The organism is Streptococcus sp. GMD1S, from assembly GCF_000296875.1.
Lineage (GTDB): Bacteria > Bacillota > Bacilli > Lactobacillales > Streptococcaceae > Streptococcus.
The window spans coordinates 14,322-33,653 of the sequence record NZ_AJQY01000013.1; the positions used below are offsets into that span (position 1 = coordinate 14,322).

22 protein-coding genes and 1 other RNA gene are annotated in these 19,332 nt (G+C 41.9%); 16 read left to right on the top strand and 7 right to left on the bottom strand.

The genetic code is table 11. The features are described 5' to 3' along the window. Nucleotides 1-120 precede the first annotated feature (120 nt). Complete coding sequence (gene glyS / locus GMD1S_RS03160; protein WP_000164799.1) at nucleotides 121-2,157, top strand: glycine--tRNA ligase subunit beta; 2,037 nt, start codon at nucleotides 121-123, stop codon at nucleotides 2,155-2,157. 41 nt (nucleotides 2,158-2,198) lie between these two features. Beyond that, complete coding sequence (locus GMD1S_RS03165) at nucleotides 2,199-2,456, top strand: DUF896 family protein (protein ID WP_000371290.1); 258 nt, start codon at nucleotides 2,199-2,201, stop codon at nucleotides 2,454-2,456. Nucleotides 2,457-2,539: 83 nt separating this feature from the next. On the opposite strand, the gene GMD1S_RS03170 is transcribed toward GMD1S_RS03165, so the two are convergent. Genes GMD1S_RS03170 through GMD1S_RS03180 form a run of 3 tightly spaced genes read right to left on the bottom strand, consistent with a single transcriptional unit; the run spans nucleotide 2,540 to nucleotide 5,355 of the window. After that, nucleotides 2,540-3,784, bottom strand: coding sequence for an NAD(P)H-dependent oxidoreductase (locus GMD1S_RS03170; RefSeq protein WP_000673674.1), 1,245 nt, complete (start codon nucleotides 3,782-3,784; stop codon nucleotides 2,540-2,542). Nucleotides 3,785-3,801: 17 nt separating this feature from the next. Then, nucleotides 3,802-4,407, bottom strand: coding sequence for an NADPH-dependent FMN reductase (locus GMD1S_RS03175; RefSeq protein ID WP_000915930.1), 606 nt, complete (start codon nucleotides 4,405-4,407; stop codon nucleotides 3,802-3,804). 18 nt (nucleotides 4,408-4,425) lie between these two features. Continuing rightward, complete coding sequence (locus GMD1S_RS03180) at nucleotides 4,426-5,355, bottom strand: FAD:protein FMN transferase (protein WP_008284369.1); 930 nt, start codon at nucleotides 5,353-5,355, stop codon at nucleotides 4,426-4,428. Nucleotides 5,356-5,662: 307 nt separating this feature from the next. Between GMD1S_RS03180 and nox the strand changes: the two genes are divergently transcribed. From nox to pdxT, 3 genes are all read left to right on the top strand, one after another. Next, nucleotides 5,663-7,042 (top strand): H2O-forming NADH oxidase, encoded by a 1,380-nt coding sequence (nox, locus tag GMD1S_RS03185; protein ID WP_000036760.1) that lies wholly within the window; start codon nucleotides 5,663-5,665, stop codon nucleotides 7,040-7,042. A 150-nt stretch (nucleotides 7,043-7,192) separates the two neighbouring features. After that, on the top strand, nucleotides 7,193-8,068 hold the full coding sequence (gene pdxS, locus GMD1S_RS03190; RefSeq protein ID WP_000138514.1) for a pyridoxal 5'-phosphate synthase lyase subunit PdxS: 876 nt from the start codon (nucleotides 7,193-7,195) through the stop codon (nucleotides 8,066-8,068). Further along, on the top strand, nucleotides 8,069-8,650 hold the full coding sequence (gene pdxT, locus GMD1S_RS03195; protein WP_000689957.1) for a pyridoxal 5'-phosphate synthase glutaminase subunit PdxT: 582 nt from the start codon (nucleotides 8,069-8,071) through the stop codon (nucleotides 8,648-8,650). A 19-nt stretch (nucleotides 8,651-8,669) separates the two neighbouring features. Here pdxT and GMD1S_RS03200 read toward each other — a convergent pair whose 3' ends face one another. Next, nucleotides 8,670-9,317 (bottom strand): PAQR family membrane homeostasis protein TrhA, encoded by a 648-nt coding sequence (locus GMD1S_RS03200; RefSeq protein ID WP_001097971.1) that lies wholly within the window; start codon nucleotides 9,315-9,317, stop codon nucleotides 8,670-8,672. Continuing rightward, the gene (locus GMD1S_RS03205) at nucleotides 9,314-9,760 is read right to left on the bottom strand and encodes a DUF1836 domain-containing protein (RefSeq protein ID WP_001087577.1); all 447 of its coding nucleotides are present in this window, start codon (nucleotides 9,758-9,760) and stop codon (nucleotides 9,314-9,316) included. The genes GMD1S_RS03200 and GMD1S_RS03205 overlap by 4 nt, the downstream gene beginning before the upstream one ends. A gap of 134 nt (nucleotides 9,761-9,894) precedes the next feature. On the opposite strand from GMD1S_RS03205, the gene GMD1S_RS03210 reads away from it, so the two are divergent. From GMD1S_RS03210 to trxB, 7 genes are all read left to right on the top strand, one after another. Beyond that, nucleotides 9,895-10,389, top strand: a complete 495-nt coding sequence (locus GMD1S_RS03210) for a GNAT family N-acetyltransferase (RefSeq protein WP_000405854.1) — start codon at nucleotides 9,895-9,897, stop codon at nucleotides 10,387-10,389. After that, complete coding sequence (locus tag GMD1S_RS03215) at nucleotides 10,386-10,901, top strand: methylated-DNA--[protein]-cysteine S-methyltransferase (RefSeq protein ID WP_001075139.1); 516 nt, start codon at nucleotides 10,386-10,388, stop codon at nucleotides 10,899-10,901. The genes GMD1S_RS03210 and GMD1S_RS03215 overlap by 4 nt, the downstream gene beginning before the upstream one ends. Before the next feature lie 12 nt (nucleotides 10,902-10,913). After that, a complete protein-coding gene (locus GMD1S_RS03220; RefSeq protein WP_000889081.1) occupies nucleotides 10,914-11,270 on the top strand; it encodes an arsenate reductase family protein in 357 nt (118 codons plus the stop codon). 156 nt (nucleotides 11,271-11,426) lie between these two features. Continuing rightward, nucleotides 11,427-12,227, top strand: a complete 801-nt coding sequence (locus GMD1S_RS03225) for an amino acid ABC transporter permease (RefSeq protein ID WP_000219162.1) — start codon at nucleotides 11,427-11,429, stop codon at nucleotides 12,225-12,227. After that, a complete protein-coding gene (locus GMD1S_RS03230) occupies nucleotides 12,227-12,970 on the top strand; it encodes an amino acid ABC transporter ATP-binding protein (protein ID WP_000590976.1) in 744 nt (247 codons plus the stop codon). The genes GMD1S_RS03225 and GMD1S_RS03230 overlap by 1 nt, the downstream gene beginning before the upstream one ends. Before the next feature lie 77 nt (nucleotides 12,971-13,047). After that, nucleotides 13,048-13,272, top strand: coding sequence for a DUF4059 family protein (locus GMD1S_RS03235; protein ID WP_000926603.1), 225 nt, complete (start codon nucleotides 13,048-13,050; stop codon nucleotides 13,270-13,272). A 65-nt stretch (nucleotides 13,273-13,337) separates the two neighbouring features. Continuing rightward, a complete protein-coding gene (gene trxB, locus GMD1S_RS03240) occupies nucleotides 13,338-14,249 on the top strand; it encodes a thioredoxin-disulfide reductase (protein WP_000272347.1) in 912 nt (303 codons plus the stop codon). 191 nt (nucleotides 14,250-14,440) lie between these two features. Here the strand turns inward: trxB and rlmB are convergent, their stop codons facing one another. Beyond that, nucleotides 14,441-15,169 (bottom strand): 23S rRNA (guanosine(2251)-2'-O)-methyltransferase RlmB, encoded by a 729-nt coding sequence (rlmB, locus tag GMD1S_RS03245; RefSeq protein ID WP_000855767.1) that lies wholly within the window; start codon nucleotides 15,167-15,169, stop codon nucleotides 14,441-14,443. 44 nt (nucleotides 15,170-15,213) lie between these two features. Then, on the bottom strand, nucleotides 15,214-15,825 hold the full coding sequence (gene def, locus GMD1S_RS03250; RefSeq protein WP_001272964.1) for a peptide deformylase: 612 nt from the start codon (nucleotides 15,823-15,825) through the stop codon (nucleotides 15,214-15,216). 155 nt (nucleotides 15,826-15,980) lie between these two features. Between def and GMD1S_RS11625 the strand changes: the two genes are divergently transcribed. The 4 genes from GMD1S_RS11625 to ssrA all read left to right on the top strand — a co-directional run bounded on the left by GMD1S_RS11625 (nucleotide 15,981) and on the right by ssrA (nucleotide 19,193). Beyond that, nucleotides 15,981-17,300, top strand: a complete 1,320-nt coding sequence (locus tag GMD1S_RS11625; protein WP_000415542.1) for a CapA family protein — start codon at nucleotides 15,981-15,983, stop codon at nucleotides 17,298-17,300. A 23-nt stretch (nucleotides 17,301-17,323) separates the two neighbouring features. Continuing rightward, a complete protein-coding gene (locus tag GMD1S_RS03265; protein WP_000152912.1) occupies nucleotides 17,324-18,151 on the top strand; it encodes a Cof-type HAD-IIB family hydrolase in 828 nt (275 codons plus the stop codon). 1 nt (nucleotide 18,152) lies between these two features. Beyond that, entirely contained in the window at nucleotides 18,153-18,788 is a 636-nt protein-coding gene (locus tag GMD1S_RS03270; RefSeq protein WP_000290635.1) for an SGNH/GDSL hydrolase family protein, read from the top strand. A 58-nt stretch (nucleotides 18,789-18,846) separates the two neighbouring features. Next, nucleotides 18,847-19,193, top strand: a transfer-messenger RNA (tmRNA) gene (ssrA, locus tag GMD1S_RS11630). Nucleotides 19,194-19,332: the final 139 nt, after the last annotated feature.

Sequence of the window (19,332 nt, forward strand, 5' to 3'; positions counted from 1 at the left end):
TGGAAATCTTAGTTTATTTGGTATAAGATTTCCTTACAGACTCACAAAAGTTAGTTAGCGACGTCCCCAGTACCTAAGGTGCATATCAAAAAAGATTGAAGAAAATGTAAAGGAAAAAACATGACAAAAAACTTATTAGTAGAACTCGGTCTTGAAGAGTTACCAGCCTATGTGGTAACTCCAAGCGAAAAACAACTAGGTGAAAAAATGGTAGCCTTCCTCAAAGAAAATCGTCTTTCCTTTGAAGCCATTCAAACCTTCTCAACACCACGTCGTTTGGCTGTTCGTGTGACTGGTCTTGCAGACAAACAGTCTGATTTGACAGAAGATTTCAAGGGACCAGCAAAGAAAATTGCCCTGGATAGTGATGGAAACTTCACCAAAGCAGCTCAAGGATTTGTCCGTGGGAAAGGCTTGACAGTTGAAGATATTGAATTCCGTGAAATCAAAGGTGAAGAATATGTCTATGTTACCAAGGAAGAAGTGGGGCAACCAGTTGAAGCCATTGTTCCAGGTGTAGTAGACGTCTTGAAGTCACTGACTTTCCCTGTCAGCATGCACTGGGCTAACAACACTTTTGAATACATCCGCCCTGTACACACTTTAACTGTTCTTTTAGATGAAGAAGAGTTTGACTTGGATTTTCTTGATATCAAGGGCGATCGTGTGAGTCGCGGTCATCGTTTCTTGGGACAAGAAACCAAGATTCAGTCAGCATTAAGCTACGAAGAAGACCTTCGTGAACAGTTTGTAATCGCGGATCCTCGTGAACGTGAGCAAATGATTGTTGACCAAATAAAAGCAATCGAAGCTGAGCATGGTGTACGTATCGAAATTGATGCTGATTTGCTCAATGAAGTCTTGAACTTGGTTGAATACCCAACTGCCTTTATGGGAAGTTTTGATGCCAAATACCTTGAAGTTCCAGAAGAAGTTTTGGTAACTTCGATGAAAGAACACCAACGTTACTTTGTTGTTCGTGATCAAGACGGTAAACTCCTACCAAACTTCATTTCAGTTCGTAACGGAAACGCAGAGCATTTGGAAAATGTCATCAAAGGAAATGAAAAAGTCTTGGTAGCCCGCTTGGAAGACGGTGAATTCTTCTGGCGTGAAGACCAAAAATTGGTCATTTCTGACCTAGTCGAAAAATTGAACCATGTGACCTTCCACGAAAAGATTGGTTCTCTTCGTGAACACATGATTCGTACGGGGCAGATTGCCATTCTCTTGGCAGAAAAAGCTGGTTTGTCAGTGGATGAAACAGTTGACCTAGCTCGTGCAGCAGCTATTTACAAGTTTGACTTGTTGACGGGTATGGTTGGTGAGTTTGATGAACTCCAAGGAATTATGGGTGAGAAATATGCTCTTCTTGCTGGAGAAACTCCAGCGGTGGCAGCTGCTATTCGTGAACACTACATGCCTACATCAGCCGAAGGCGAACTTCCAGAGAGTAAGGTGGGAGCCATTCTAGCCATTGCTGACAAATTGGATACAATTTTGAGTTTCTTCTCAGTAGGTTTGATTCCATCAGGTTCTAACGACCCTTATGCCCTTCGTCGTGCGACGCAAGGTGTGGTTCGTATCTTGGATGCTTTTGGTTGGCACATTGCTATGGATGAGCTGATTGATAGCCTTTATGCCCTGAAATTCGACAGTTTGACTTATGAAAATAAAGCAGAGGTTATGGACTTTATCAAGGCTCGTGTTGATAAGATGATGGGTTCAACTCCAAAAGACATTAAGGAAGCAGTTCTCGCAGGTTCAAACTTTATTGTGGCAGATATGCTAGAAGCAGCAAGTGCTCTTGTCGAAGCAAGCAAGAAAGAAGATTTCAAATCGTCTGTCGAATCCCTATCACGTGCTTTCAACTTGGCTAAGAAGGCAGAAGGTTCTGACACGGTCGATCCTGCTCTCTTTGAGAATGAAGAAGAGAAAGCCTTGGCGGAAGCAGTAGAATCACTCGTTTTGTCAGGGACTGCAAATCAACAATTAGAGCAACTCTTTGCGCTTAGCCCAGTTATTGATGCTTTCTTTGAAAATACTATGGTAATGGCTGAAGACCAGGCTGTCCGACAAAATCGCTTGGCTATCTTGTCGCAATTAACCAAGAAAGCAGCTAAGCTCGCACGTTTTAACCAAATCAATACTAAATAAACTCAGTCAAACGGACTGTATCTTATCACAAAGGAGAAGAAATGGATCCGAAAAAAATCGCTCGTATCAACGAGCTTGCCAAAAAGAAAAAAACAGAAGGCTTAACTTCTGCTGAAAAAGTGGAACAAGCTAAACTTCGTGAGGAGTACATCGAAGGTTATCGTCGTTCTGTTCGTCACCACATCGAGGGAATCAAAATTGTGGACGAGGAAGGCAATGACGTCACACCAGAAAAACTACGTCAGGTACAACGTGAAAAAGGTTTGCACGGCCGTAGTATAGATGATCCTAACTCATAAAATGAAAGGGGGTGTAGATGATTTACATTCCCCTTTTCTGTTGTAATAAAAAAGAAGGAGCCAAATGGCTCCTTTTGGGTTTCTTAGTTGCTTGCACCAGAAGTAGCGTCTGCGTCACCACCGTGGCCTCCAGCATCCCCTGAATCAGAAGCGCCAGAAGTAGCATCGGCGTCTCCATGACCTCCGGCAGTAGGGGCAAATGGTCCGCTACCACCTACCAAACGTTGACCAGTCTCTTTTAGGTACCAGTCAAGCCATGGTTGGAAGTTAAAGACGATTTCATTGATTCCAGCGTATGATCCATCAGGATAGTACATTGCTTGGTAGTTGTGGGTGTTGATGACACCTGCAGGAGAACCTGGAACAATCGTACGAACGTATTCTTGGTTTCCGTTGCGAAGTGTTCCGATAACCCACTCTACGTTCTTCATACGTGCTGGTGGGAGGGATCCATGAACAGTCGACATACGGCTACCTGATTGAGGTGGTACACGTTTAGCGAACATGGTGTCTGGATCTTGGTGAGCGTTGTTGTAGTAGAGGAATTGGTTGTTGTCGTCAGCGTATGTCAATTCAAATGGCATAGCTTTCAAGAACATATCAATTTGGTTAACTGTCAGGATACCGTGGTCCAATTTGACATAGGTATCACCAGAAACAGCTCCAGTGATTGCTGCAACTTTTTCTACCCATTCTGGATCGTCAGGATCAACTTCTGTAATGGTTGTAGCAATTGGTTTTCCACAATCCAAGTCTTCTGGTTCGATTGGTTTTGGTTTTTTCAATTTCGAAACGACTCCTACGTATTTAACAAAGTTATCTAAGCAAGTTTCAAGGAATTTAACAGTTCCTTCGTTGGTGATGTTTCCATTGTTATCAAAAGCTTCTTTGGCTTTACCAAGAAGGAATTCGTTACCTGGAAGCGTGTAGGCATTAACACCTGGAGCATCAAGGATTTTACGAAGGTGAACTTGGGCACGTGATGTTCCTTGGTCATAGTATGATGCACCCACAATCATAACAGGTTTGTTTTCAAATGGATGAACTTCGTATGAAAGCCATTCGAGTACAGATTTAAGTGAAGCTGAGATAGTGTGGTTGTGCTCAGGAGTAGCGATAATAACACCATCAGCACGTGTAATCTTGTTATACAAGAAACGCAATTGGAAGCTTTCGTCCCATTTTTCGTCTTGGTTAAACATTGGAACTTCGTCGATTTCAAGGACTTCTAATTCAAATTTGAATTTGAAATTGCGACGAATAAATTCCAAGAGTTTGCGGTTATATGATTGATCGTAGTTTGATCCAACAAGTCCAACAAATTTCATTCTTTCGGTCTCCTATCTTACAAATTTTCCCAGTCAAATTCTTCAGCATCTTTGCGAAGCAATTCTTGTGCATTGCGCAATTTTTCAGTAATTTTCACAAAGATACGGAAGTCATCAAAGATGGCATCCAATTTCTTGATGACGTCAAGGTCAACCAAGTCGCCACTTGGGTTAAATGCTTGAAGAGAGTGTGAAAGCAAGAATTCATCTGGTAGAACATTTGCCTTGATTTCAGGAGCGTTCAAGATTTGACGAAGTTGCAATTGGGCACGAGATGAACCAAGTGTACCGTAAGAAGCACCAGTGATCATGATTGGTTTGTTCAAAAGTGGGTAGATACCGTAAGATAGCCAAGCAAGAGCGCTCATCAAAACTGCAGGGATAGAGTGGTCGTACTCAGGAGTACCGATAATCACACCATCAGCCTCTTCAATTTTAGCTGCAATTTCAAGAATTTCAGCGGGAAGAAGTTTATCTGCAGGTTTGTTGAAAACAGGGATATCCTTGATTTCAACGAGTTCAATTTCAGCTTTATCAGCAAAGTGTTTTTGCATGTATTGGAGCAATTGGCGGTTTGTAGAACGTTTAGAGTTCGTTCCAACAATGGCAATAAGTTTTAGCATGAGATTTCCTTTCTCTTTTTACATAATACAATTTTGAAGGCCTGAAGAACATGCAAGGCGTCCCTCTTTGTCGATGAGGATGGCTTCAATCCCATCTATACTTTCGACTTGCCAGAGGATAGAAGCGCTTCGTTCTCCGAAAAGGCGTGTTGTCCATATCTCACCATCAACGGATTTATCAGAGACAATCGTTAGGCTAGCAAGATCGGTTTCGACAGGAAATCCTGTCTTACTATCAAAGATATGGTGGTAGTCTTTTCCATCTACTGTCAGGTGGCGTTCATAGATACCTGAAGTGACAACGGATTTGTTAGAAGCAGGAATGGTTAGGAGATGATTGCCACGAGGATTTCGCGGATCTTGAATCCCAATCTGCCAGGCTTTCCCTTCTTTGGCTTGGTTATTCCCGATGGTGAGGATATTTCCTCCGAGGTTGATCAAGGCAGAGGTGACACCGTGTGTTTTCAAATACTGGGCAACCTTATCTGCACTATAGCCCTTGGCTAAACAACCTAAATCAAGCTTCATTCCTTTCTTCTCTAAAAAAATAGTAAAGTTAGTCGGATCCAACTTGATAAAATGCGGGTTAACTAGAGGCAAGACAGCTTCGATTTCGTTTAACTCTGGAAGTCGTGCATCTGCAAAGCCGATTCGCCAGGTTTGAATCAAGGGACCGATACTGATATTTAGATGGCTAGAGGGAGCTAGGCTGTGCTCTAGTCCAAGAGCAATCAGTTCAAATAGGTCAGGATGAACCTTAACAGGTGTGATTCCAGCCTGGTAGTTGATTTCCATCAGTTCGGATTCTTGACTATTGGCGTTGAAGCGGTATTCGAGCTCCTTAAGCAAGTCAAAAGCGCCCTGAAGCAGGATTTCTGCCCGCTCATCTACTAATGAAATCGTGATAGTTGTTCCCATTAGCCGTTCAGAACGTGAATGAAGAGGCAAGCTACCAGCTCCTTTCTTTTCATAGGAAATCATTCAATATAAGTTGGTTAAAGAAAAATTAAACCCCTTACATTTTATTTCCATGTAACTAGCATACCATAAAGTCAGCGTTTTCACAAATGGATTTTGACAAAAAGTCAAGAAATATGCTCAAAATTAGAATGAAAACGATAGAAAAATAAGGTTTGTTAATATTAAGTGTATTTTTTTCTGAAAAAAAGAGAATTCTGAGCAAATGTCTTGTAAACGCTAACAGTAAATGATATACTAGAAAAGTAAATCAAAAATTAAAGGTAGGAATTTTTCTATGAGTAAAATCGTTGTAGTTGGTGCTAACCACGCTGGTACAGCTTGTATTAATACGATGTTGGATAACTTTGGTCATGAGAACGAAATCGTAGTATTTGACCAAAACTCAAATATTTCATTCCTTGGTTGTGGAATGGCGCTTTGGATCGGGGAACAAATTGATGGCCCAGAAGGTCTCTTCTACTCTGATAAAGAAAAATTGGAAGCAAAAGGTGCTAAAATTTACATGAACTCACCAGTTCTTTCAATTGACTACGATAACAAAGTTGTGACTGCTGAAGTTGAAGGTAAAGAACACAAAGAGTCTTATGATAAATTAATCTTTGCAACTGGTTCAACTCCAATCTTGCCTCCAATCGAAGGTGTTGAAATCGTTAAGGGTAACCGAGAATTCAAAGCAACACTTGAAAATGTTCAATTTGTTAAGTTGTACCAAAATGCAGAAGAAGTCATCGAAAAACTTGCTGACAAGAGCAAACACCTTGAGCGCATTGCCGTTGTTGGTGGTGGTTACATCGGTGTTGAGCTGGCTGAAGCTTTCGAACGTCTTGGAAAAGAAGTGGTGCTTGTTGATATCGTAGACACTGTTTTGAACGGCTACTATGACAAAGACTTTACCCAAATGATGGCGAAAAACTTGGAAGACCATAACATCCGCTTGGCACTTGGTCAAACAGTTAAAGCCATCCAAGGTGATGGTAAAGTTGAACGCCTGGTAACAGACAAAGAAACATTTGATGTGGATATGGTGGTTCTTGCTGTTGGTTTCCGTCCAAACACAGCTCTTGCAGATGGTAAGATTGAACTTTTCCGCAACGGTGCCTTCCTTGTAGACAAGAAACAAGAAACATCTATCCCAGGTGTATACGCTGTTGGTGACTGTGCGACTGTTTATGACAATGCTCGTAAAGATACAAGCTACATCGCTCTTGCATCTAACGCTGTACGTACTGGTATCGTTGGTGCTTATAACGCTTGTGGACATGAATTGGAAGGAATCGGTGTGCAAGGATCAAACGGTATTTCAATCTATGGTCTTCACATGGTTTCAACTGGTTTGACTCTTGAAAAAGCAAAAGCAGCAGGTTACAATGCAACTGAAACTGGCTTTAACGATCTTCAAAAACCAGAATTTATGAAGCATGACAACCACGAAGTTGCCATCAAGATTGTTTTTGACAAAGACAGCCGCGAAATCCTTGGTGCACAAATGGTTTCACATGATGCTGCTATCAGTATGGGAATCCACATGTTCTCACTTGCTATCCAAGAGCATGTAACGATTGATAAATTGGCATTGACAGACCTATTCTTCTTGCCACATTTCAACAAACCATACAACTACATTACAATGGCTGCACTTACAGCTGAAAAATAACAATAGCTGAGCTATCTGGCCTTAAATTAAGGTCAGATAGTTTTTTATATTACTGTACCCAGACAATTATTGTTTTTCTATCTTGTACTTCATTCTAATCTGGCTTAAAATGAAATGGTAGCTACTAATACAAATGATGAGGATAAAGAAATGACTGAAAATCGTTATGAACTAAATAAAAACTTGGCACAGATGCTCAAAGGTGGGGTTATCATGGACGTTCAGAACCCTGAACAGGCTCGTATCGCAGAGGCTGCTGGTGCGGCAGCTGTTATGGCCTTGGAACGGATTCCAGCTGATATTCGTGCAGCTGGTGGGGTTTCCCGTATGAGCGACCCAAAGATGATTAAGGAAATCCAAGAAGCTGTCAGCATTCCAGTAATGGCCAAGGTCAGAATTGGGCATTTTGTTGAAGCTCAGATTTTAGAGGCTATTGAGATTGACTATATCGATGAGAGTGAAGTGCTTTCTCCAGCTGACGACCGTTTCCATGTGGACAAGAAAGAATTCCAAGTTCCTTTTGTCTGTGGTGCCAAGGATTTGGGTGAAGCCTTGCGTCGTATCGCTGAGGGAGCTTCCATGATTCGGACAAAAGGAGAACCAGGAACAGGAGATATCGTTCAAGCCGTTCGTCATATGCGTATGATGAATCAAGAAATTCGCCGTATTCAAAACCTACGTGAGGACGAGCTCTATGTGGCTGCTAAGGACTTGCAAGTCCCTATTGAATTGGTTCAATATGTCCACGAACATGGTAAGTTGCCAGTTGTAAACTTTGCAGCTGGAGGTGTTGCAACGCCAGCAGATGCGGCATTGATGATGCAACTGGGGGCAGAGGGCGTCTTTGTCGGTTCAGGTATTTTCAAGTCAGGAGACCCTGTTAAACGAGCAAGTGCCATTGTCAAAGCTGTAACCAACTACCAAAATCCTCAAATTTTGGCTCAAATCTCTGAAGACCTAGGGGAAGCCATGGTTGGTATCAATGAGAATGAAATCCAAATTCTTATGGCAGAGCGAGGAAAATAGATGAAAATCGGAATATTAGCCTTGCAAGGTGCCTTTGCAGAACATGCAAAAGTGCTAGAAAAGTTAGGTGTTGTTAGTGTCGAAATCAGAAATTTAGATGATTTTCAACAACATCAGAGTGACTTGTCCGGTTTGATATTACCTGGCGGTGAGTCTACAACCATGGGCAAGCTCTTGCGTGACCAACAGATGTTGATTCCCATCCGAGAAGCCATTCTATCTGGATTACCCGTTTTTGGGACCTGTGCAGGGTTGATTTTGCTGACTAAGGAAATCACTTCTCAGGAAGAAAGTCATCTAGCGACTATGGATATAGTAGTAGAGCGTAATGCTTATGGACGCCAACTAGGAAGTTTCTATACGGAGGCAGAATGTAAGGGAGTCGGTCAGATTCCCATGACCTTTATTCGAGGTCCGATTATTAGTGAAGTTGGTAAGGATGTTGATGTTCTGGCAGTAGTGAATAACCAAATCGTTGCTGCGCAAGAACAGAATATGCTGGTAACTTCTTTTCATCCAGAATTGACAGATGATGCTCGCTTGCACCAGTACTTTATCAATATGTGTAAAGAAAAAAGTTGAGAAAAGATTCTCAACTTTTTTACATGAAATAAACAATAGCGATATATTGGAGTGCGGACGCAGCTAGGATAAAGAGATGCCAGATCATGTGGAAATAAGGTTTTTTCTTAGCGTAAAATCCAGCTCCAACTGTATAACAGAGTCCACCAGTTACCATGAGGCTCCAGAAAATTGGAGTTGTTTGGCTGATAATGGCAGGAATGATAGCTAGAACTAACCAGCCCATGATCAAATAAAGGGCAAGGCTGAATTTTTCATTGACCTTTTTAGCAAAGATTTTATAGAGGATGCCGAAAATGGTCGTTCCCCACTGAATGGCAATAATCAGATAGCCAAACCAGTTATTCATCAAGGTCAATACGACTGGCGTATAAGAGCCTGCGATAGCCACATAAATCATAGAGTGGTCGATGATTCGCAAGACGTATTTGTGGGTCGAACCATAGGCCATAGAGTGGTAAATGGTTGACGAGAGAAACATGAGAAATAGACTGATAACAAAGATAGAAACCCCAAAAGATGATAAAAATCCATGTGCTTCATAACTATAGGTGGATGAAATAGGGAGTAGGATGAGCATGATAACGGCACCCACAGCATGGGTCACGCTATTAGCAATTTCCTCTCCAAAACTGAGCTTTTTACTGAGTTTTAGACTGGTATTCATTGGATTTCCTCCTCTTCTTTGATAAGGATTAAGTCTAGAGTTTGATGATAGAGTTTAACCGTTTGACAGCTAGTTTGGATAATCGGATTTTCTGGATCGATCCCATCGTTCATGTAGTCCACAAAAGCATCGTAGAGCTGGTCTGAGCTCGCTTGAGTTTGCAGAGTATTGAGGGTCTGAGCGATTTCTTGGATCGAAAAGACAGACTTGAGAGTAGTAATAGCAATCAAACGTGCAATCTGTTTGCGTTGGTATTTTTTCTTATCCGGCTTTGTCAGGTAACCATGTTTGACATAGTTATTGACCATGGATGCTGTTAGTCCCTTGTCTTTATCTGGAGAGATAGGGGCACAGACTTGATTGACATAAAGCAAAACCTGATCCAGATAGAGGTCAATATTTGGAATGTCTTCCCATTTTGGGTAGGAAAAGTTAGAATTCATTTCCAACTCCTTTTTATCTAGTTTTAATAACTAGATTATAAAATAATAAAAAAAAAAAGTCAAGTTTCAACTACTTGTAGAAAGCTTTAAATTATGCTATGATGAGAGAAACTAGTTAGAAATGAGGGGAAAAGATGGAGATTCGTTTAGCTTTTCCAAACGAAGTAGATGCGATTATGCAGGTGATGGAGGAAGCCAAGAAATGTTTAGCAGATGCCGGTAGTGACCAGTGGCAAAATGGCTATCCAAATGCCGAGGTTATTATCGATGATATTATTTCAGGTCAAGCTTATGTTGCCTTGGAAGAGGGAGAACTGCTAGCTTATGCTGCTGTGACCAAGAGCCCAGAGAAATCCTATGAAGCCATTTATGAAGGGAGTTGGCAGGGGGGAGAATCAGAATATCTGGTCTTTCACCGTATCGCTGTTGCAGCAGATGTCCAAGGACAAGGTGTTGCTCAGACTTTCCTAGAAGGCTTGATTGAAGGTTTTGATTATCTAGATTTTCGTTCAGATACGCATGCAGAAAACAAGGCTATGCAGCATATCTTTGAAAAGCTAGGCTTCCAACAGGTTGGTAAAGTTCCAGTTGATGGGGAACGTTTGGCCTATCAGAAATTAAAAAAATGAATCAGAATAAGTACGCAAAAATGCTCTATCTGTCGCCAATTGGAACCTTATCCTTAGTTGCTGACAAGCAATATCTGTATGGAATTTGGGTACAGGATCAAACTCATTTTGAGAGGGGAATCGCTGGAGATAGTATAGAAGTAGTTAAGAAACATCCTGTCCTAGACCAGGTTATTTCCTATTTAGATACCTATTTCGAAGGCAGTGTTCAGGATCTATCAGACTTACCTTTGGCTCCTATTGGAACAGATTTTGAAAAGCGAGTCTGGACTTATTTACAGGCTATTCCTTATGGTCAGACAGTAACTTATGGACAAATAGCTCAAGACTTGCAAGTGGCTTCTGCCCAAGCGATTGGTGGAGCAGTGGGGCGCAATCCTTGGTCCATACTAGTACCCTGTCATCGTGTGCTGGGGTCAGGCAATCGTCTGACAGGCTATGCATCTGGAGTCGAAAAGAAAGCCTGGCTCTTGCAACATGAAGGTGCAGCATTTCAAGAAAATAAAAAATAGAAAGAAAAGAAGATGTTAGAATTTATCGAATACCCAAAATGTTCAACTTGTAAGAAAGCAAAAAATGAACTAGACCAACTCGGTGTGAACTATAAAGCTGTCCACATCGTAGAAGAAACACCAAGTGAAGACGTGATTTTAAACTGGTTGGAAACTTCCGGTTTTGAAGTGAAACAATTTTTCAATACCAGCGGGATCAAATACCGCGAACTGGGCCTAAAAGATAAGGTGGGAAGTTTGTCAAAACAAGAAGCAGCCAAGCTTCTAGCGAGTGATGGTATGTTATTGAAACGTCCAATTTTGGTGGAGAATGGTGCTGTTAAACAAATCGGCTATAGAAAACCCTATGAGAACTTAGGTTTGAGATAGTTTTTATTTATCTCCTTGATAGGTAAAATATATAGCCTCCCTGTTTTAAAGTGTGATAAACTAGAAGATAGACAAAGTCTGAGTAGCCCGTAGCAAATAATTTGCTTGCGAGCAGAAGTATGATAGAATGAATCATTATCAGGAGAGGATGTTTTTATGACTGTTACAACATTTTTAGCATCAGATTGGTACCAAAGTTTGATGCAACTCATTCCGGATGGTAAACTCTTTAGTTTGCGTTCGGTCTTTGATGGAATTCCAAGGATTGTCCAACAACTGCCTACAACCTTGATGTTGACGCTTGGAGGTGCACTCTTTGGTTTGCTACTTGCCTTGATTTTTGCCATTGTTAAGATCAATCGTGTTAAAATTCTATATCCCTTGCAGGCCTTTTTCGTTAGCTTCTTAAAAGGTACTCCAATCCTAGTTCAACTTATGTTGACCTACTACGGAATTCCTTTGGCACTGAAAGCTATCAACCAACAATGGGGGACTGGTTTCAATATCAATGCGATTCCAGCAGCGCTTTTTGCGATTGTGGCCTTTGCTTTTAATGAGGCGGCTTATGCAAGTGAAACGATTCGTGCAGCCATCCTTTCTGTTAATCCAGGTGAAATTGAGGCGGCACGTAGTTTGGGTATGACTCGTGCGCAAGTTTACCGTCGCGTGATTATTCCAAATGCGGCGGTGGTAGCGACGCCGACTTTGATTAACTCCCTTATCGGTTTGACCAAGGGAACATCTCTAGCCTTTAGTGCGGGTGTTGTGGAAGTCTTTGCCCAAGCTCAGATTTTGGGTGGAGCCGATTATCGCTATTTTGAACGCTTCATCTCTGTTGCCCTTGTTTATTGGGTAGTCAATATTGGAATTGAAAGCCTCGGTCGTTTCATCGAGAGAAAAATGGCTATCTCAGCACCTGATACAGTGTCTACAGATGTGAAAGGAGACCTTCGTTAATGATTAAGATTTCGAATTTAAGCAAATCCTTTTCAGGACAAACTGTCTTGGATCATCTGGACTTGGATATCCAAAAAGGGGAGGTAGTGGCCTTGATTGGTTCATCTGGAGCTGGGAAATCAACCTTTCTTCGTAGTTTGAACTATCTTGAAACTCCAGATAGTGGAACGATTCAGATTGACAATTTTAAAGTTGATTTTTCTCAGATTAGCCAAGAAGAAATCCTAACCCTTCGTCGCAAGTTGTCTATGGTTTTCCAACAGTTTAATTTGTTTGAACGCCGAACAGCTCTTGACAATGTCAAGGAAGGTTTGGTTGTTGTTAAAAAATTATCCGACGAGGAAGCAACAAAAATCGCCAAGGAAGAGTTGGCTAAGGTTGGGCTTTCTGATCGTGAAAACCATTACCCTCGCCACTTATCAGGTGGACAAAAGCAACGGGTTGCCCTCGCGCGTGCGCTTGCTATGAAACCAGATGTCTTGCTCTTGGACGAACCCACTTCAGCTCTAGACCCAGAATTGGTCGGTGAGGTAGAAAAATCTATTGCAGATGCTGCCAAGTCAGGTCAGACCATGATTTTGGTCAGTCACGATATGTCTTTTGTAACCCAAGTGGCAGATAAGGTTTTATTCCTAGATAAAGGGAAAATCATCGAGTCTGGCACACCGGATGAAATCATCAATCATCCAAAAGAAGAACGGACAAAAGAATTCTTCGCTAGTTACAAACGGACTTATATTTGATATAATAGAAAAAGGAAAACTCAGTTAGTTGGACTAGCTGAGTTTACTCTTTAAAAAAGATAGAAACGAGAGAGATCATGCTGCTGCAACTGTTTTCTTTATATTTCGAGAGTTTGATCTTAACGACCATCCTTGTCGTGATTTTTCTGGGGATTTGGATTGGATTGAGAGCCATGTCTGGTGTGGACAAGACAGCCAAGGCTCGTCAAGCTCATCTCTATGATATGATTATGATTGGAGTTTTGGTCGTTCCGGTGTTATCCTTTGCCGTCATGAGTTTGCTCTTGGTTTTCAAGGCATAATCCTTGCGTGACTAGCAAGAATAAGTTAGAATAAAGATAGTTACAACAAGAAAGAAGGAATCGAAATGTACGATACGATTATTGTCGGTGCTGGACCTGCGGGAATGACCGCTGCCTTATATGCTGCTCGAAGCAATCTGAAAGTAGGCTTGATTGAAGGTGGTCTGCCAGGCGGGCAAATGAATAACACATCTGATATCGAAAACTATCCAGGTTATGCCAATATCAGTGGACCTGAATTGGCTGAAAAGATGTTTGAACCACTTGAAAACCTTGGAGTAGAGCATCTTTATGGCTATGTTGAAAATATTGAAGACAAGGGTGACTATAAGAAGGTAATCACTGATGATCAAGTTTACGAAACCCGTACTGTCATCGTGGCAACTGGGTCAAAACACCGTCTTTTGGGAGTTCCCGGAGAAGAAGAACTGAACAGTCGTGGTGTTTCTTACTGTGCAGTCTGTGATGGAGCTTTCTTCCGTGACCAAGACTTGCTCGTAGTCGGTGGTGGAGATTCAGCGGTAGAAGAAGCCCTCTTCTTGACTCGCTTTGCCAAGACTGTTACCATTGTTCACCGTCGCGACCAACTTCGTGCCCAAAAGGTGTTGCAAGACCGTGCCTTTGCTAATGAGAAAGTCAACTTTATCTGGGACTCTGTCGTCAAGGAAATCAAAGGTGAAAACCGAGTAGAATCTGTCGTATTTGAAAATGTAAAAACAGGTCAAATAACAGAGCAAGCCTTTGGTGGTGTCTTTATCTATGTTGGTTTGGATCCCGTTAGCGATTTTGTCAAAGATTTGAATATTCAAGATCAGGCTGGCTGGATTGTGACAGATAACCACATGAAAACTGCCGTTGACGGTATCTTTGCGGTTGGAGATGTTCGCCAGAAAGACCTTCGCCAAGTAACAACAGCAGTTGGAGATGGGGCTATCGCTGGTCAAGAAGCTTACAAATTTATTACAGAACATAGTTAATACACTTCGAAAATCTCTTCAAACCACGTCAGCTTCGCCTTGCCGTAGGTATGGGTACTGACTTCGTCAGTTCTATCCACAACCTCAAAGCAGTGCTTTGAGCTGTCTTAAGCTAGCTTCCTAGTTTGCTCTTTGATTTTCATTGAGTATAATCATAAAAAAGTTTCCAATCAGATGACTGGAAACTTTTTTTATAGTCTATTTCGGAAAACTTCGTACATGAGAATGGCTGCAGCAACACTGGCATTGAGGCTTTGAACATGTCCATTCATGGGAATGGTAATCATCTCATCAACCTGTTTTTTGATGTTGCTAGAGATGCCTTTTCCTTCATTTCCGATGATGAGGGCGATTTTTCCTTTTGTATTCCACTTGTGGCAAGGAGTACCGTTCATATCCGTTCCAAAGGTCCAGAAGCCTTCATCCTTGAGTTTGTCTAGAGTTTGACTGAGGTTGGTCACTCGCGCAATCGGTACATGCTCAATAGCACCTGTGGCCGTTTTGGCAACGACAGGAGTCACTCCGACGGCACGGTGCTTGGGAATGATGACACCTGAAACATTGGTCGCATCAGCAGTCCTTAAGATAGAACCTAAGTTGTGAGGGTCAGTTAGACCATCCAGAATCAATAGAAGTGGATTTTCTTCTTGGCGTGTTTTTGCAAGGATGTGATCCAGCTCGCTATAGGCAAATTCAGAGACTCTTAGGACAAAGCCTTGGTGAACAGCGCCTTCGGTCATCTCAGATAGGGATTTTTTTGAGGTCCAAGAGATGGAGACTTTTTTCTCAGCAGCCAGTTCCTTGACTCTCTCAACATTCTTTCCCCTTAGATCTTCTTGGAGGTAGAGTTTGTTTCCTGTATTTTCAAGGAGGGCTTCAGTAACGGCATGGACGCCATAGACAATATCATTTGTTTTCATGCCTCTATTATAACACAAAACCCCGTCTTGCAACGGGATTTTCTTTATTCAAGAATCAGTAAACCATCTTTAACTGCAAATGGGTCTTTTTCATTGATACGATCGTAGAACATGATTCCGTTGATGTGATCAATTTCATGTTGGACAACGATGGAGTTGTATCCTTTAAGCTTGATGCGGTGTTTTTCGCCGTCCTTGTCAAAGTAGTCAACAGTGACGCGGGCATGACGAACAACATAGCCTGGAACTACACGGTCGACAGATAGGCACCCTTCTCCTTCACCGAGGGCGGCGTCCTGAACAGAGTGAGAGACGATTTTTGGATTGTACATAACAGCTTGCAGGTCGTAGGCTTCCTGAGGAGTTTCACCTTCTTCCACAATATTTGGCACTAAAACAGCGATAATGCGTTTTGAGATATCTAACTGAGGAGCAGCCAATCCAACACCACCACGCAAGCCCATTTTCTCAGCCATAACAGGATCCTGAGAATTTTTGAGGAATTGCATCATCTTTTCTCCAAGGATGATTTCCTGGTCAGACAGTGGGAAAGTGACCTCCTCAGCAACCGCGCGTAAAGTTGGGTTCCCCTCACGGATAATATCGTTCATATTAATTAAATGAGCAGCTTTTGTAATACGTTCTATAGCAGACATTTTCTCTCCTTTCATTACCTCTACATGATAACACAAAATAGGCGAGAAAGAAAGTCACAGAAGTTCCTAAAAAATAATATAATAAACGGTATTCCTCTTTTGTCTGTGGTATAATAAAAGAAAAGACTTGCAGTAAAAGCAAGGGGGGAATAAAGATGGAAAAGCGACAAGATAGACGGTCTCATGGTCCTATTTTTGGATTGTTGAAGAGTAGTATTGGTTTCTTTAGGAATTATAAATCTTGGACAAATGCCCAGTTTATTACGGTGCTGTTGCTTGCAGTTTCCTTGGCTATGGGGCTGAACTTGTTGACCCAAGCAGTACAAGGGAACAAGGGAACAAGTCCGAGTGGTCAAACAGTTGATTCTGCTCAAACGTCTGGTCAGTCTAAGGAAAATCAGTCTGTCGAAACGATAGCTCGTATCATGGCAAATGGTGACCTTCTCTACCATATTCCTATCTACCGAACAGCTCTGAAAGAAGATGGTAGCTACGATTTCCACGAAAATTTTGAATATGTGAAACCATGGCTCAAGCAAGCGGATTTAGTGCTTGGTGATTTTGAAGGAACGGTGAACAAGGACCACTACTTGGCAGGTTACCCTCTCTTTAATGCACCTGGAGAAGTCATGGATGCTATCAAGGATGCAGGCTATCAAGTTCTAGACTTGGCTCATAATCATATTTTGGATTCTCAAATTGAGGGAGTGGTTTCGACAGCAGAAGCTATTGAAAAAGCAGGAATGACACCCATAGGAGTCTACACACATGAATCCCGAGACCAAGCTCCACTAGTTATCAAGGAAGTCAATGGTATCAAAGTAGCTCTCCTAGCCTATTCCTATGGCTTTAATGGCATTGAGCAGTATATCTCTCAAGAGGATTATAATCGCTATCTTTCTGACCTGAATGAAGATAAGATGAAGGCAGAAATTGAACGAGCTGAGCAAGAAGCGGATATTACTGTCATCATGCCTCAGATGGGAATTGAGTACCAATTAGAACCAACGGAAGAACAGAAAACACTGTACCATAAGATGATTAACTGGGGAGCTGATATTATTTTTGGAGGGCATCCTCACGTCGTTGAACCTGCTGAAACGGTTGAAAAGGATGGTGACAAAAAATTGATCATCTATTCCATGGGAAATTTCCTCTCAAATCAACGCATTGAAACCATGCAAGATGAGGAAAATGCCAAGTGGACGGAGCGAGGTGTTCTCATGGATGTGACCATTAAGAAAAAAGATGGCAAGACAAGGATTGAAACTGCCAAAGCGCATCCTACTTGGGTCAATCGGACACCTAAAGGGACTTACTCTCCAGAAGGCTATCCGCTCTTCCTCTATCAGACCTATATCCTAGAGGACTTCATTGAGGGGGGCAGTCATCGTGATCAGTTGGACGAAGCGACCAAGGAACGAATTGACACGGCCTATAAAGAAATGAATGAACATGTAGGGTTGAAGTGGTAGGTGCTCACCCTAAAGGAGATATAATGACGATTAAATTGATTGCAACAGACATGGATGGAACCTTGCTAGACCCGAGAGGGCAGCTAGATCTGCCCCGCTTGGAGAAGATTTTAGATCAGTTGGATCAAAGGGATATTCGTTTTGTCATTGCGACGGGGAATGAAGTTCACCGTATGAGGCAATTACTAGAACACTTGGCGAGTAGAGTAGTTCTAGTAGTTGCCAATGGGGCGCGTATTTTTGAACATGATACATTACTTCAGGCTCAGACCTGGGATGATGCTATGGTTGACAAGGCTCTCCTTCATTTTAAAGGGAGGGAGTGCCGAGATCAATTTGTTGTCACTAGTATGAATGGGAGTTTTGTCAAGAAAGGAACTGTTTTTACAGACCTAGAAAAATTTATGACACCAGAGATGATTGAAAAGTTCTATCAACGAATGAATTTTGTGGAAGACTTGCAAGCTGACCTCTTCGGTGGAGTGTTAAAGATGAGCATGGTTGTTGGTGAAGAACGTTCTAGTTCAGTTTTGCAGGAAATCAATGACCTCTTTGATGCTCGTGTAAGGGCTGTTTCTAGCGGTTATGGCTGTATCGATATCCTGCAGGCTGGGGTTCACAAGGCTTGGGGATTGGAAGAATTACTCAAGCGCTGGGATTTGACATCAGAACAAATTATGGCTTTTGGTGATAGCGAAAATGATGTTGAGATGTTGGAGCTGGCTGGAATTGCCTATGCTATGGAAAATGCTGATGATGAGGCCAAGGCAGTTGCAACTGCCCTAGCTCCAGCTAACAGCCAGGCGGGCGTTTATCAAGTTCTAGAGAATTGGTTAGAGAAAGAGGGATAGGGTGGCAGTACAGTTATTAGAGAATTGGCTCTTAAAGGAGCAGGAAAAAATTCAAACCAAGTATCGTGAATTGAATCAAGTATCTGTTCTAGAGCCAGATATCATCTTTATTGGTGATTCGATAGTGGAATATTACCCTCTTCAAGAGTTGTTGGGAGCTGCCAAGACGATTGTTAATCGTGGCATCCGAGGCTACCAGACGGGACTTTTATTAGGGGATTTGGATGCCCATCTTTATGGTGATGCTGTGGATCAAATTGTTCTCCTAATAGGAACAAATGATATTGGAAAAGATATTCCCATGAATGAAGCCTTGGATAATCTTGAGCGTGTGATCCAATCGATTGCCCGAGAATATCCGCTGTCACAAATAAAGCTCCTTTCCATTTTGCCAGTCAATGAGGGAGAGAGATACAAGCAGACTGTTTATATCCGAACCAATGAAAAGATTAGAGAATGGAATCAAGCCTATGAGGCTCTAGCATCCGCCTATATGCAAGTAGATTTTGTGTCGATTTATGATAGTTTGACAGATTCAGAAGGGCAACTTCAATCAGCCTATACAACGGATGGTCTCCATCTAAGTGTAGCCGGTTATCAAGCCTTATCAGAAGCCTTAAAAGGGTGCCTTTTCTAAAGAAACGGCTTGATTTTGCATTTTTTTTGAAGATAGGTTATAATAGTTCTAACATTCTGGGGTCGTTACGGATTCGCAGGCATTATGAGGCATATTTTGCAACCCGTGTGGCTACGTAAACGCTCAGTTAAATATAACTGCAAAAAATAACACTTCTTACGCTCTAGCTGCCTAAAAACCAGCAGGCGTGACCTGATTTGGATTGCTCGTGTTCAATGACAGGTCTTATGATTAGCGAGATACGATCAAGCCTTGTCTAGTGGTTTGATAAGAGATTAATAGACTCGCAGTTCCTAGGCTTGAGTTATGTGTCGAGGGACTGTTAAAACAATACATAACCTATGGTTGTAGACAAATATGTTGGCAGGTGTTTGGACGTGGGTTCGACTCCCACCGGCTCCATTATGAACAGGTATACAGTAGATTTTTTCCAAATTATATCCTTTGTTGTATCCTTCGTTGTATCCTATTTATTCTAGTGTGTTAGTGGAGAATTACTCAAGAGGCTGAAGAGGACGGTTTGCTAAATCGTTAGGTCGGGTAA